Annotated in this window: 9 protein-coding genes and 1 pseudogene; 3 read left to right on the forward strand and 7 right to left on the reverse strand. The window is 65.4% G+C overall.

Annotated features, from left to right (window positions below; genetic code table 11):
- Nucleotides 1-48: 48 nt before the first annotated feature.
- The gene (locus P7D22_RS19940) at nucleotides 49-1,614 is read right to left on the reverse strand and encodes an O-antigen ligase family protein (protein ID WP_319936012.1); all 1,566 of its coding nucleotides are present in this window, start codon (nucleotides 1,612-1,614) and stop codon (nucleotides 49-51) included.
- Between the two features lie 213 nt (nucleotides 1,615-1,827).
- Between P7D22_RS19940 and P7D22_RS19945 the strand changes: the two genes are divergently transcribed.
- Nucleotides 1,828-2,652, forward strand: a complete 825-nt coding sequence (locus P7D22_RS19945) for a glycosyltransferase (RefSeq protein ID WP_319936013.1) — start codon at nucleotides 1,828-1,830, stop codon at nucleotides 2,650-2,652.
- Between the two features lie 19 nt (nucleotides 2,653-2,671).
- On the opposite strand, the gene glmS is transcribed toward P7D22_RS19945, so the two are convergent.
- Complete coding sequence (gene glmS / locus P7D22_RS19950; RefSeq protein WP_319936014.1) at nucleotides 2,672-4,498, reverse strand: glutamine--fructose-6-phosphate transaminase (isomerizing); 1,827 nt, start codon at nucleotides 4,496-4,498, stop codon at nucleotides 2,672-2,674.
- A 20-nt stretch (nucleotides 4,499-4,518) separates the two neighbouring features.
- Entirely contained in the window at nucleotides 4,519-5,868 is a 1,350-nt protein-coding gene (glmU, locus tag P7D22_RS19955; RefSeq protein WP_319936015.1) for a bifunctional UDP-N-acetylglucosamine diphosphorylase/glucosamine-1-phosphate N-acetyltransferase GlmU, read from the reverse strand.
- A 273-nt stretch (nucleotides 5,869-6,141) separates the two neighbouring features.
- Here glmU and P7D22_RS19960 point away from each other — a divergent pair, with 273 nt between their 5' ends.
- Both P7D22_RS19960 and mdoH read left to right on the forward strand, forming a co-directional pair.
- Nucleotides 6,142-7,680 carry a glucan biosynthesis protein gene (locus P7D22_RS19960; RefSeq protein ID WP_319936016.1) on the forward strand — a complete coding sequence of 513 codons (1,539 nt, stop codon included), beginning with the start codon at nucleotides 6,142-6,144 and terminating at the stop codon, nucleotides 7,678-7,680.
- Entirely contained in the window at nucleotides 7,680-9,848 is a 2,169-nt protein-coding gene (gene mdoH, locus P7D22_RS19965) for a glucans biosynthesis glucosyltransferase MdoH (RefSeq protein WP_319936017.1), read from the forward strand. The genes P7D22_RS19960 and mdoH overlap by 1 nt, the downstream gene beginning before the upstream one ends.
- Before the next feature lie 139 nt (nucleotides 9,849-9,987).
- Here mdoH and lipA read toward each other — a convergent pair whose 3' ends face one another.
- The 4 genes and pseudogenes from lipA to P7D22_RS19985 all read right to left on the reverse strand — a co-directional run.
- Nucleotides 9,988-10,959, reverse strand: coding sequence for a lipoyl synthase (gene lipA, locus P7D22_RS19970; RefSeq protein WP_319936018.1), 972 nt, complete (start codon nucleotides 10,957-10,959; stop codon nucleotides 9,988-9,990).
- Between the two features lie 106 nt (nucleotides 10,960-11,065).
- The gene (locus P7D22_RS19975; protein ID WP_319936020.1) at nucleotides 11,066-11,980 is read right to left on the reverse strand and encodes a formylglycine-generating enzyme family protein; all 915 of its coding nucleotides are present in this window, start codon (nucleotides 11,978-11,980) and stop codon (nucleotides 11,066-11,068) included.
- 35 nt (nucleotides 11,981-12,015) lie between these two features.
- Nucleotides 12,016-13,314 (reverse strand): hemolysin family protein, encoded by a 1,299-nt coding sequence (locus P7D22_RS19980; RefSeq protein ID WP_319936019.1) that lies wholly within the window; start codon nucleotides 13,312-13,314, stop codon nucleotides 12,016-12,018.
- 82 nt (nucleotides 13,315-13,396) lie between these two features.
- A pseudogene (locus P7D22_RS19985) lies at nucleotides 13,397-13,656 on the reverse strand (hypothetical protein); the annotation flags it as partial.

Consider the following 13,656-nt stretch of genomic DNA (forward strand, 5'->3'; position numbering starts at 1 on the left):
CGCGATCAGGACCAAACTCGCCCTGAATCATCTGTCTGAGTCGGTGCACTAGGTCCGAGCCTGTGATGCGTCAACGATTGTGCCGAGCTGTCTAGGCAGTGCTTGCAGATGGATTAAAGTAATCGCAATGCCTGCAATAGCAAACGCAAGGTAGTTGTTATCTATTTGTGAAAGGGTCAAGCGGTACAGAATGTAGGAAATCAATGCACAACAAATTCCTGCCGCAGGTCCTGATTCGCCGTCTAATCGGTATACGAAAATATAAGCGCAGCGGCAAATCAGGAATATGAAAAACCCCATATAGGACAAAAGTCCTGGTATTCCCATTTCTACAAGCAGAGTGATGACATAACTGTCAAGGCTAACCGGCGCGCCTGGAGCAGCAGAATAATTAACGAGTCCTGCCGCCATTCCAACTCCGTAACCAACGACCGGCCGCGCTAAGACATAAGGTCGTGCTTGGTTCCACTGAGCGGTTCGCGCTTCTGTACTTACTTGTGCTTGGCTATTACCCAAAACTGTCTTGTTGATGCGGTCAACAAAGAAAACAGATCCGGCGAGGCTGACTGAGCCCAAAAAAAACAAAACTAATATGATTCCTCCAGAAAGGCTTTTTGGCCGAGTACGGACATTGCGGAATGCCCATAACAGGGCGTAGGTCATTATGGATGCAATGAAGCCGACGTATGCCCCCCTTGATCCTGAAAAATAAATGGAGAGGAAGCAGCATATAACGACTAGAACGCCGTAAAATCGCATGGTTATGGTGCGAGACTCTGACAGGAAATATGCTCCCAGTGGGGCAACGATGGCAGCCATCTCGCCCCACGATAGCGGGCCTGTGAAAACTGATGCTGCGCGATAGAGCCCATTCCGTATTCCTGAGCCTGATAGCAGAGACATGAGGTAACCATTCGTGGCGATAAGCTGTTCTCGCATAGATGCGGGTACCACATAGAACAAGAATGGGCGTTTCAGTAGAAATTCGATAAATCCAACTCCAAAATCTAGTAGGCAACAGGCAGTAATCAGAAAAATAAGTCGGCGAAGTTCGTCTTTCGTTCTGAATATTGCAATAGCCGCGAGCATAGACAGCAACCAGACCAAATGCTGGTTTATGATATTGTTGATTGATTCTGCCGGAAATGCAGATCCGGCTACTGAAGCTGCCCACAATGCGATCAATAAAAAAAGCAAATAGGTAGCCGGCTTGCAATTCATGAGCACAAGCGCCAGGTAGGCGCGATGTTCCTTTGACGTGGCGAATGTGACTATCGTGCTTGTCGCAAACATCACCAGTGCTAGCCGTCTAAGGGAAATCCAAGGAAGTCCCGGGAAAACGAGCGTGAAATATGAAGGAATGCTGATGATGGAAAAGTAGAACACGAGCGTTGCGAAACGCTGGAGTTGGCCCGGCGTTGTATGGCGGTCGGGCGCTGCCCATAGAAGGATAACAGCTGCTAGCGCCACAATGCCGAAGGGAGCTGCCAATGGCAGGATGACGCAGCCAACTCCGACCACAAAGCCGATGAAAGTAAGACTGCTTACAAGGGCTGTTCGTCCGAGCACACGTAGAGCTTCGGTCTGAAATCGGCGTAAGGCGACCGGTGACATTGATCCCGCTTCGTTAGGCTGTGGCGTGACTACGGCGCCGGTCAACTGGTGATTGCAAGGTGAGGGGTGTATAGCGGCTAAGAGGGTAGAGTGCCACGAAAAACGGGATCGGGTGGATTTGCATCAACAAAGGTGCGGCTTGGGCGGCTGGTGTGCCCTATACGTGGACCGGGTTAGGTGACAATGCCAACCTGGATACAAGCGAGGCTTTCTTTGCAGCACGTCATCATCACTCGTTTCAATTGCCGCTTCGGTGATCTACCGAAGCACCTCGCAATCCGAACGCCGACTTCGCCGGAATGGCTTTCAGAGCGCTTCGATCTCTTCGAGCGGTATTGTGCGCCAACGTTACTTGCGCAGACTTGCCAGAGATTTACGTGGTTCGTTTATTTCGACCAAGAAACACCGACTGCATTTCTCGAGAGAGCAGCGGCAGCTATGGGCCACCTTCCGCACATGCGCGTGAAGCTGTGCGAGTCGTTTACGATTGAAACATTAAAGGCTGATATACGGCAGGAAATACCTAGTGATTGCGCGCAGCTCGTAACAACGCGGCTTGATAATGATGACGGGTTAAGTGCCGATTTTGTTGAGCGGCTTCAATGCGAGGTGAAGTCTGGTGTTCAAGAAGCGTTGAACTTTCCAGTAGGCCTTGTACTCGGTCGTAATCGACTTTACCGGAGCCGACAGCCGAGCAACGCCTTTCTATCCGTTTCTGAGCCTTATTCTGAAAACGTTCTAACTGTTCATTGTGCAAGTCATAATGAGATGGCGTCACGCGTTGCTGTCCGTAATATCGGTCAGCGGCGTCCTGGTTGGCTTCAGGTTATACATGGCGGCAACGTGTCCAACAAATTGCGAGGGCATCGAATTCCTTTTCGGGATGGGGTCCAGGGGTTTGAGTCTCTTGACTGCGTCAGTAGTCAGTTGCTTAACAAAGAGTCCGCTGTCGGTATCGCAATGGAAAACGCGTCCTTTAGCCTGCTATGGGCGCTGCGTGATCAGGCAGCTCGGACCTACCGTCGGTTTCGGCGATAGGTAGAAACGCGGTTTTACCTCACTCCACCGTCACCGACTTCGCCAAATTCCGTGGCTGGTCCGCATCATTCCCCATCACGACCGCGACGTGATAGGCCAAAAGCTGCACCGGCACGGCGTAGACGAGCGCCGTGAAGGTGGGGGGCATGGGGGGCATGGCCAGCGTGGCGTCGGCCGTGATGGCGGCCGTTTCGGCTGCGTCGGCGGCGCCGATCAGGATGATACGGCCACCGCGGGCGGCGACTTCCTGGAGGTTCGATACCGTCTTCTCGAACACCGCATCCGGGGGCGCCAGCACCACCACCGGCATGGTCTCGTCGATCAGCGCGATGGGGCCGTGCTTGAGCTCACCGGCCGCATAGCCCTCGGCGTGGATGTAGCTCAACTCCTTGAGCTTGAGGGCGCCTTCGAGCGCCAGGGGGTAGCTGGTGCCGCGGCCGAGATAAAGCACGTCGCGGGCGTGGCTGAGTGTGCGGGCGATCGCCTCGATGGCGGGCTCGCGCCGGGTGGCGGCGACGATCAGGCCCGGCACGGCCATCAGCTCGGCGACGAGCGCCGTTTCGGCCTCCCGGTCGAGCGTCCCGAGGGCGCGGCCGAGGCCGATCGCCAGGCAGGCCAGAGTGGCGAGCTGGCACGTGAAGGCTTTCGTCGAGGCGACGCCGATCTCCGGCCCGGCGAGCGTCGGGGCCAGGATGTCGGCCTCGCGCGCCATGGTGGAGGTCGGCACGTTGACGACCGCCAGCACGTGCTGGCCCAGCGCCTTGGCATAGCGCAGCGACGCTAGCGTGTCGGCGGTTTCGCCCGATTGCGACACCACGATGGTCAGGCCGCCGGCCCGCATCGGCGCTTCGCGATACCGAAACTCGGAAGCCACATCGACGTCGACCGGTAGGCGACAGAACCGCTCCAGCCAGTATTTCGCCGTCAGCCCCGCCATATAGGCGGTGCCGCAGGCCAGGATGGTGATGCGGTCGAGCCGCGTGGGGTCGAACGGCAGTTCGAAGGGCAGTCGTATCGTTCCGGTCGCGGGATCGATGTAGTGGGACAGGGTGCGTCCGACCACCTCGGGTTGTTCGTGGATCTCCTTCGCCATGAAGTGGCGGTAATGGCCTTTGTCGACCAGGAGCGCGCTCGCGGCGGAGGTTTGGCGCGGGCGTTGCACCGGCCGGTCGCGTTCGTCGAACAGCCGCGCCCCGGTCCGATCGAGCACGGCCCAGTCGCCGTCCTCGAGATAGGTGACCGCATCGGTGAAGGGGGCGAGCGCCATGGCGTCGGAGCCGAGGAACATCTCGCCCTCGCCATGCCCCACCGCCAGGGGGGCGCCGCGGCGGGCGCCGATCAGCAGGTCGGGCTCGCCGGCGAACAAGAAGGCCAGCGCGAAGGCGCCTTTCAGGCGGGGCAGGGCGGCCGCAACCGCGGCCACCGGGTCGAGCCCGCCCTCCATCAGGTCGGTGACGAGATGCGCCACCACTTCCGTATCGGTTTCGCTGTCGAAGACCCGGCCCTTGGCGACGAGCGCCTCGCGCAACTCGCGGAAATTTTCGATGATGCCGTTGTGCACCACGGCGAGCCGCTCGGTGGCGTGCGGATGCGCGTTCGCCTCGTTGGGCCGGCCGTGGGTGGCCCAGCGGGTGTGGCCGATGCCGATGCGGCCCGACAAGGGCTGCTCCAACAGGGTGCGCTCGAGATTGCGCAGCTTGCCTTCGGCGCGTCGGCGCGTCAGCCGGCCGTCCTCAAGGGTCGCGACGCCGGCCGAATCGTAGCCGCGATATTCGAGGCGCTTCAACGCGTCGACGATGGGCAGCGCCACGGGCGCCGTGCCGATGATTCCGACGATGCCGCACATGGGCCTTTAAGTCTCCCGCCTCACTTGGGGGTTCGGCGCGCGGCGCGGAACCGGGTCGCCCAATCGGGCTTGTTGGCCTGGCGACCGCGGCCGAGCGCCAGCGCATCGGCCGGCACATCCTGCGTGATGACCGAGCCCGAGCCCACGAAAGCCCCGTCGCCGATCGTCACGGGCGCCACCAGGGCCGAGTTGGATCCGATGAAGGCATGCGCCCCCACGGTCGTCCTGGCCTTGCCGAAACCGTCGTAATTGCAGGTGATGGTGCCGGCCCCGATGTTGGCCTCAGGGCCGATGCTGGCGTCGCCGATATAGCTCAGGTGGCTCACCTTGGCGCCGGCCCCGATGTCGGCGTTCTTCACCTCGACGAAATTGCCCACCTTGGCGGCTGCCGCGAGCCGTGCCCCGGGGCGCAGCCGTGCGTAAGGGCCGACCTGGGCCCGGGTGCCCACGCTGGCGCCTTCGAGATGCGAGAAGGCATGCAGCACGACTCCGTCCGCGACCGTGACGCCGGGACCGAACACCACATGCGGCTCGACCGTCACGTCGCGGCCGAGCCGCGTGTCATGGCTGAAGAACACGGTGTCGGGAGCCTGCAGGGTGGTGCCGGCCCGCATGGCGGCTTCGCGCAGGCGGCGCTGCACCACCGCCTCGGCGGCTGCCAGCTGCACCCGGTCGTTGACGCCCATCACCTCGGCTTCGATTGTCACCGGCGCCGCGCATGGCAGGCCGTCGGCGCGGGCGACCTCGACCGCATCGGTCAGGTAGAACTCATGCTGGGCGTTGTTGGGCGTGATGCGATCGAGCAGCGCCAGGGCGCGGCGACCGTCGAGCGCCATCAGGCCGGAATTGCACAGCCGCACGGCGCGTTCAGCCGGGCTGGCGTCCTTGTGTTCGCGGATGGCCAGCAGTCCGCCCTGCGGGTCGGTCAACAGGCGGCCATAGCCGGTCGGGTCGGCGGCCTCGAAGCCGAGCGCCACCACGGCGGCCCTCCCGGCCAGAGGCGCCAGCAGGCCGCGCAGCGTGTCGGCGCTGACAAGCGGCACGTCGGCATAAACCACTAGGAGGTCGTCAAAGCCTTCCGCGATGGCATCCCGGGCGGCCAGCACCGCATGGGCGGTGCCGCGACGCTCGGCCTGAACCACGACGCGGGCGGCCGGATGGGCGGCGCGGGCCGCAGCCGCCACATCGTCCCGGCCGGGGCCCACCACCACGGTCATGGCGTCGACCCCGAGCTCCACCACGGTGGCCAGCACCTGGGCCAGCATGGAACGGCCGGCCAGGGGATGCAGCACCTTCGGCATGGCCGAGCGCATGCGTGTGCCTTCGCCGGCCGCCAGAACCACCGCGAGGCAACGGCGGGGCGCGCTCACGCCACGTCACCCAGGGCAGCGGCGCCACCTTTTGAGGGTGCGAAACTCCAGATCGTGGCTGACCGCACGGCGATCGACGAGGGGTCCTGATCGTGTGGAAGGGGCAATGGGATGGACGGGCTCATGCGCCGGCACCATCGAACATCGGGCTCGGTTGTGCAACCGCGGTGGGCGCGCGATGAAAGCCCTCGCTGCTGCAGCAATTTCCGTATAGAAGGAACGGGCGTTCCTGCGACGCATCGACCCTGCGTATTCTGGCGTGTTCCTCGGTTCATGATCCCTCGTCGCGACTTCCTCGTATGGGCCGCAACCAGCATCGGCGCCCTGACGGCGGCGGAGGGCGCGGCTGCGGCCGAGCCTCCGGTCGGGTTGCCCTCAGCGCCGGCCGGCCCCTTCAGCGCCCAGATGGTCGTCGACCAGGCCCGCGAACTTGCCAAGCAGGCCCATAAGGCGCCGTCGACCGATCTGCCGGCCCCCTTCGCGAACCTCGCCTACGAACAATATGTCGGGTTGCGGCTGCACGGTGACGCCAGATTGTGGCTGAACGACAACCTGGGCTTCGCGATCGAGCCGCTGGCGCGCGGCTTCATCTTCACCAATCCGGTCGAGATCAACACGGTCGAGGAGGGCGTCGTGAAGCCGGTGCGGCTCACCGCAGGCGCCTTCGAGTTCGGCAAGCTGCAAGCCCCGTCCCCCAACACGCCGATGAGCTTTTCAGGCTTCCGGGTGCTGCAGACAGGTGGTGGCGCAAGCCCGCTCGAGGTGGCGATCTTCCAGGGCGCGACCTTTATGCGCGCCATCGCCCGCGGGCAACGGCTCGGCATGGTGTCGCGCGCCTTGTCGATCCGCACCGCCGACCCGAAGGGCGAGGACTTTCCTTTCATCCGCACCGTGTGGATCGAGAAGCCATCGCTCGCCAACCCGGCGCTGGTGGTGCATGCGCTGATCGATTCCGAGTCGATGACGGGCGCCTACCGGTTCACCCTGCGGCCCGGCGACATCACCATTGTGGACACCGAATGCACGCTGTTCGCCCGTTCGCCCGTCGACAATTACGGGCTCGGCGGCATGACGGCGATGTTCCTGTATTCGGCCATCGACCGTAAGCAGGTCGACGACGTGCGCTCCGCCGTGTGCAGCACCTCCGGGCTGCAGATCCTTAACGGCAAGGGCGAGTGGATCTGGCGGCCGGTGTCGAACCACGAGACCCTGCAGGTGTCGGCTTTTCTGGACACCAACCCGGGCGGCTTCGGCCTGTTGCAGCGCGAACGGGCCTTCACGGCCTATCAGGATGACGTGCAGGATTGGGAGTTGCGACCCTCGCTCTGGATCGAGCCGATCGGGGACTGGGGCGACGGCTCGGTGCAGCTCGTCGAGATCCCGACCGATTCCGAGAACAACGACAACATCATCTGCTTCTGGCGGCCCAAGGCTCCGGCGCAGCCCGGCACTGAGACGACGCTCGCGTATCGCCAGTTCTGGTGCTGGGTGCCACCGAACCATCCCGGGCTCGCCACCGTGACGGCGACGCGCGGCGGCCACGGCAGCACCGGTCGGCGACGGCGCTTCGTGGTGGAGTTCACCGGCGACGTGTTCGCCGATGAGAGCACCTGGCCCAACCTCAACCAGATGCTGTCCACCAACGTCGGAACCATCACGGCGACCCAGACCTTCTATTCGCAGGAGCGCAGGACCTGTCGCGTCCTGTTCGAGCTCGATCCGGGTGGCGAGGCCGGGGCCGAGATGCGTCTGGTGCTCGAACGGGACGGCAAGCCCGTCAGCGAAACATGGCTCTACCGATGGACAGCGTGATGCCTGCCCAGATGGCTGCCGATCAGGCGTCGATCCGGCCCGCGATGCCGCCGGAACATCCCCTCGCCATGCCGACGCAGGCCCTGCGCCATTACGATGCCGCCACTCGGCGCATCTGGCAGAACCCGGCCCACAGGCGCCTGCCTCTTCTGGCGCGCTTCTGGGTGTTCGGCGGGGCCCTGTTGTTGACGCTCTACGGCATCGAGGAAATGTACCGCGTCATCAACGTGGGTGGCATCACGGTGCTGAAATGGGTGCTGTTGTTCCTGTTTTCGGCCAATTTCTCATGGATCGCCCTGGCCTTCACCAGCGCGGTGGCGGGGTTCTGCTGGCTTTGGCGCGCCTCCAAGGCGCCCGGCCTGCCGGAGCGGCTCACACGCCGCACCGCCGTCGCGATGCCGATCTACAATGAGGCCACCGCGCGGGTCTTCGGCGCCCTGCAGGCGATGATCGAGGATGTCGAGGCGACGGGGCTCGGCCGCTCCTTCGAGTGGTTCTTCCTCAGCGACACCACCGACCCCGACGTCTGGGTGGCGGAAGAGCGCGCCTTCCTGGCCTTGCGCGCGAGGCTCGGGCCCACGGTCGAGGTGTTTTATCGGCACCGGGCCAAGAACACGAGCCGCAAGGCCGGCAACATCGCCGACTTCGTGTCGCGCTGGGGCGGCAGCTACGACCACATGCTGGTGCTCGACGCTGATTCGCTGATGACTGCGCATGCGATGCTGAACCTCGCGGCCGCCATGGAGGCCGACCCCGACGCAGGGATCATCCAGACGCTGCCGCTCATCATCAACCGCAACACCCTGTTCGCCCGGCTGCAGCAGTTCGCGGCCCGCATCTACGGGCCGGTGATCGCCTCGGGCCTGTCGTTGTGGATGGGCCGCGACGGCAATTATTGGGGCCACAATGCCATCATCCGCACGGCGGCCTTTGCGGCCCATTGCGGTCTGCCGGACCTGAAGGGCAAGCCGCCCTTCGGCGGCCACATCCTCAGCCACGATTTCGTCGAGGCGGCGATGATCCGCCGGGCCGGCTACGCGGTCTATATGCTGCCGACGCTCGGCGGCTCCTTCGAGGAAAGCCCGCCCTCGCTGATCGATGTCGGCACCCGCGACCGGCGTTGGTGCCAGGGCAACCTGCAACATATCCGGGTGATGTTCGCATCCGGGTTCCACCTCGCATCGCGGCAGCATTTCGCCACCGGAATCATGGGCTATGTGGCGTCGCCCTTGTGGATGATGCAGCTTCTAGTCGGCATCGTGCTAGTGCTGCAGGCGGCCTACATCCGGCCGGAATATTTTACCTCGCAGTTCACGCTGTTCCCCGCCTGGCCGCGCTTCGACGCGCAGCGCGCCCTGAACCTGTTCGGCGTCACCATGGCGGTGCTGCTGGCCCCCAAGGGCTTCGGCCTGCTGCTGGCGCTTTTCGACGGCCCCGTGCGGCGCGCCAGCGGCGGCGGCATCCGGCTTGTGTTGTCGGCATTGATCGAAGTGGTGATGTCGGCGCTCTTCGCACCCATCATGATGCTGATCCAGTCGGGCTCGGTGATGCAGATCGTCTTCGGCCGCGATACGGGCTGGAACCCACAGCGGCGCGACGACGGCTCGATCCCGTTCCGCGACATCGTCCGGCGCCATCGCTCGCATGTGGCGCTCGGCGTCGTTTCGCTCGCGGCGGGCCTCGCCATCGCGCCGTCGCTGGCGGCCTGGATGTCGCCCACCATCGCGGGCTTGATCCTGGCCATCGTGTTGTCCTGGGCCAGCGGCCAGTTGTTCATCGGACTCGGCCTGCGCCGCCTCGGCCTGCTGCGCACGCCCGAGGAATCGACGGTGCCGCCCATCGCGGCCCGCGCCAATGCCTTGGCCCGAGAACTCGATGCGAGCGGTTTCGATGGCGCCGACGGTCTCGTGGCGCTGCATGGCGACGAAACGCTGCGCGACGCGCATGCGGCCTTCCTGCCGACCGCGCAGCCCCGTCCACGCGGCCAGATCGAGGTCGACCACGCGCTCGCGGCCGTCAAACTCGGCGAAGCCCGCACGGCCGACGAAGCGGCCGAATGGTTGAAGCGCAAGGAGCGCGGCGCCGTGATGGCCGACCGGGCGCTGCTCGACGTCTTCGCGCGGCTGCCGGCGGCTGAGGCGGATGCGGCGCGGCAGAAGGCGGCTTAGGCGAGCGGTCGGCTGAAGCGATCATTCCGCGCAGACCCATACCAGACTGAGGGGCTAAACCCGTGCTTAGTGGCGGTCCACGCCTCACTTGCACCTGAGGCACTGCTAAGCGCATCTTCCGTTCAATGCGTCCAGGCGGCTACCATCCCAGGCTCTGCACCCGCGCCGCCTTCAGCTTGGCGAAATCCTCGCCCGCGTGGTGCGACGAGCGCGTCAGCGGCGAAGCCGACACTAGCAGGAAGCCCTTGGCCGACGCGACCGTCGCATAGGCGGCGAACTCGTCCGGCGGCACGAAGCGCAGCACGGGATGGTGCTTCTTAGTGGGCTGCAGATATTGGCCGATGGTCAGGAAATCCACCTCGGCGGTGCGCAGGTCGTCCATCAGCTGCAGCACGTCGTTCCGCTGCTCGCCGAAGCCCACCATGATGCCGGATTTGGTGAAGATGGAAGCGTCGAGCTCCTTGACGCGCTGCAGCAGCCGGATCGAATGGAAGTAGCGCGCGCCGGGCCGGACCGTGAGGTAGAGCGACGGCACCGTTTCGAGGTTGTGGTTGAACACGTCGGGCTTCGCCGCCACCACGCGCTCGAGCGCACCGGGCTTGCGCAGGAAGTCCGGCGTCAGCACCTCGATCGTGGTGCCGGGCGAGGCCTGCCGGATGGCGCGGATCACCTTCGCGAAATGGTCGGCACCGCCATCGGCGAGGTCGTCGCGGTCGACCGAGGTGATCACCACGTGGCCGAGCCCGAGCTTTGCCACCGCATCCGCCACCTTGGCGGGCTCGTCTCCGACCAGCGGCCCCGGCAGGCCCGTCCGCACGTTGCAGAACGCGCAAGCGCGCGTGCAGGTGTCGCCCATGATCATGAAGGTGGCGTGCTTCTTGTCCCAGCACTCGCCGATGTTGGGGCAGCCCGCTTCCTCGCAGACCGTGACGAGCCCGTGCTGGCGCACGATGGATTCCGTCTCGGCATAGCCCTTCTTGCTGGGTGCCTTTACCCGGATCCAGTCGGGTTTCTTCAGCACCGGCTGGTCGGGGCGGTGCGCCTTCTCGGGGTGGCGCAGGTCGAGCTTCGGGCGCGGGTCGCGCTGCAGCAGATCGAGGACGACGGCCATCGGTGCTTCTTCGCTGGGCGGCCGCAGCCGCAGAACTGTTCACACCATATAGCAACGATCGCTTAGCGACAGAAGGGAGGCCGTCGCAGGGCAGCCGCGAGGCACCTCAGGGCCGCAGGATGCAGCGGAACCCGATGTGGGTGGTGGCGCTGTCTTCCATCTCGGGATGGCGTGCGGCCGGCCGGTAGCGGCGGCAATAGTTCGGGGCGCACAGATGCGAACCGCCTTTCAGCACCCGGCGCGGAATGCGGATACCAGGCTGGGCGGGATCGAAGGAACGCTCCCGGTCGTCGCCGCGCGGCTCGGCAGCGGGCGCCACGGCACAACAGCCGGCCGGTGCGGCGGCATGGCGCGGCGTCCAGAAATCGGCCGTCCATTCCCACACGTTGCCGATCATGTCGGCGAGGCCGTAGCCATTGGCCGGGAAGCTGCCGACCGCTGAAGTGCCGTAGCGGTGCGGGCCGTCGGCGCCGCGCCACGGGAAGGGGCCGGGCCAGGTGTTGGCCATCCGCAGCCCGTCGGGCTCGAAGATGTCACCCCAGGCGTAGGCGGCGCCGTCGAGGCCGCCGCGCGCCGCGAACTCCCATTCGGCCTCGCGGGGCAGCGCCTTGCCAGCCCAATCCGCATAGGCGAGCGCGTCCTCGAAGGCGACATGCACCACCGGATGGTCGAGGCGATCGGTGCCAAGCCCGGCGATGCCGTCCGGCCGGTGCCAGCAGGCGTCGGGCACATAGCGCCACCAGGACGGGTGCCCGGCAGCGACTTCGGCCGCCGGCGGCGTGAAGACGATCGAGCCGGCTCGCAGCGCGGCGGCTTCGAGACCCGGATAGAGCCGCGGGTCGGGCGGGCGCTCGGCCAAGGTCAGGTAGCCGGTGGCGTCCACGAAGCGGGCGAAGGCGCGGTTGCTGACCGGGAACCGGTCCATGAAGAAGCCATCCACCGCGACGCGGCGCACCGGGGCTTCCTCGGGGTAGAAGTGATCGCTGCCCATCAGGAAGCGGCCGCCCGGCACGAAGGCCATGCCGGCGGGGGCGTCGCGGACGGGACGCGTCGGGCTCACGCCTCGGGCTTGCGGGCGTCCGCCGCCTTGCTGGCCAGCACCTTGTCGATGCGCCGGCCGTCGAGGTCCACCACCTCGAAGTTCCAGCCGAAGGCCTCGACGCTCTCACCCGTCACGGCCAGGTGCTGCAGGTGTTCCACCACGAACCCCGCCACCGTGTGATAGGTGCGCCGTTCCGGCAGCGTGATGTTGAAGCGCGCCGCCATCTCGTCGGCGGGCATCGAGCCGGCCAGCAGCCAGGAGCCGTCGGGGCGCCGCACGGCATCGGGATCGTCTTCCCCCGAATCAGCCTGGAAGGCGCCCGCGATGGCGTCGAGCAGGTCGGCCGGTGTGACGACCCCTTCGAAATGCCCGTATTCGTCATGCACCAGGGCCAGCGGCACGGGGGCGGTGCGCAACACGTTCATCACGTCAAGCGCCCCCATGGTGTCGGGGATCACCGGCACCTCGCGGATGAAATCCTTCAGGGTCCAGGGTTGCCCGGCCAGAAGCACCGGCAGCAGTTCGCGCAGCTGCACCACGCCCATCACATCGTCGGTGATGCCCGACAGGATCGGCAGGCGCGAATGGCGTGCCCCCGTCAGTTCGGCCGCGATCGCTTCGGGCGACAAGGTGGCATCGAGCCATTCGACATCCGTGCGGGGCGTCATCACGGTGCGGGCCGAGCGGTCGCCGAGCCGCAGCACGCCCGAAATCATCTCGTGTTCGGCACCCTCGATGACGCCCGAGGTCGCGGCCTCGGTCACCAGCGTCTTCAGTTCTTCCTCGGTGACGGCCGAGGGCGGCATGGCGGATTTGCCCATCAGGGTGAAGATTAAGCGCGTCGAGGCATCGAGCACCACCGTGACCGGCGCGGTGCAGCTCGCCAGCACCCGCATGGTGGGGGCCACCGCGCAGGCGATCGGCTCGGGCTCCCGCAGCGCCAGCTGCTTCGGCACCAGTTCGCCCACCACCACCGACAGATAGGTGATGACCACCACCACAAGGCCATAGCCGAGCGGGTGCGCGACGCCTTCCGACAGGCCGCGACCGGCCAGCCAGCCGCTGAGCAGCTCGCCGAGCCCGGCCCCCGAATAAGCGCCGGCCAGAATGCCGATCAAGGTGATGCCGATCTGCACGGTCGACAGGAACCGCCCCGGTTCCTCGTGCAACGCCAGGGCCGTGCTGGCGCCGCGACGCCCCGAATCCACCAGCATCTTCAGCCGGGCGCGCCGGGACGACACGATGGCCAGCTCCGAAACCGCGAAGGCCCCATTGAGCAGGATCAGCGCCATGGCGATGAAAAGTTCGAGCACAACCGTCCGGTTCGTCGCGCGGCGCTGCGCGATCTTCTTGGTCGGCCATCGAGGGGGATGGCCACCTTGGCGGGAGCCGTATTTAGCCGCCGTCGAACAGCTTGTCGAGGATGGAGCGGCCTTCGCGGCGTGTCGTGCCGCTGCCATGCAACGGGATCGAGGCTGGCGGAAGCCCATCATCGTCATCGGCAGGCCGGGGCTGCGCCTGATGGGCCTGGATCTGTGGCTCGGCTGGCGGCGACAGCGGCGGCGCGGGCGAGCGCGGCACGGCAGGGGGCGGTGGCGTGGTGGCGCCGTTCAGCAGGCCCGCAATGGCGCCGAGCAGCGGATCGGGGCCGGGCG

The organism is Lichenihabitans sp. Uapishka_5 (genome assembly GCF_033947565.1).
Taxonomy (GTDB): domain Bacteria; phylum Pseudomonadota; class Alphaproteobacteria; order Rhizobiales; family Beijerinckiaceae; genus Lichenihabitans.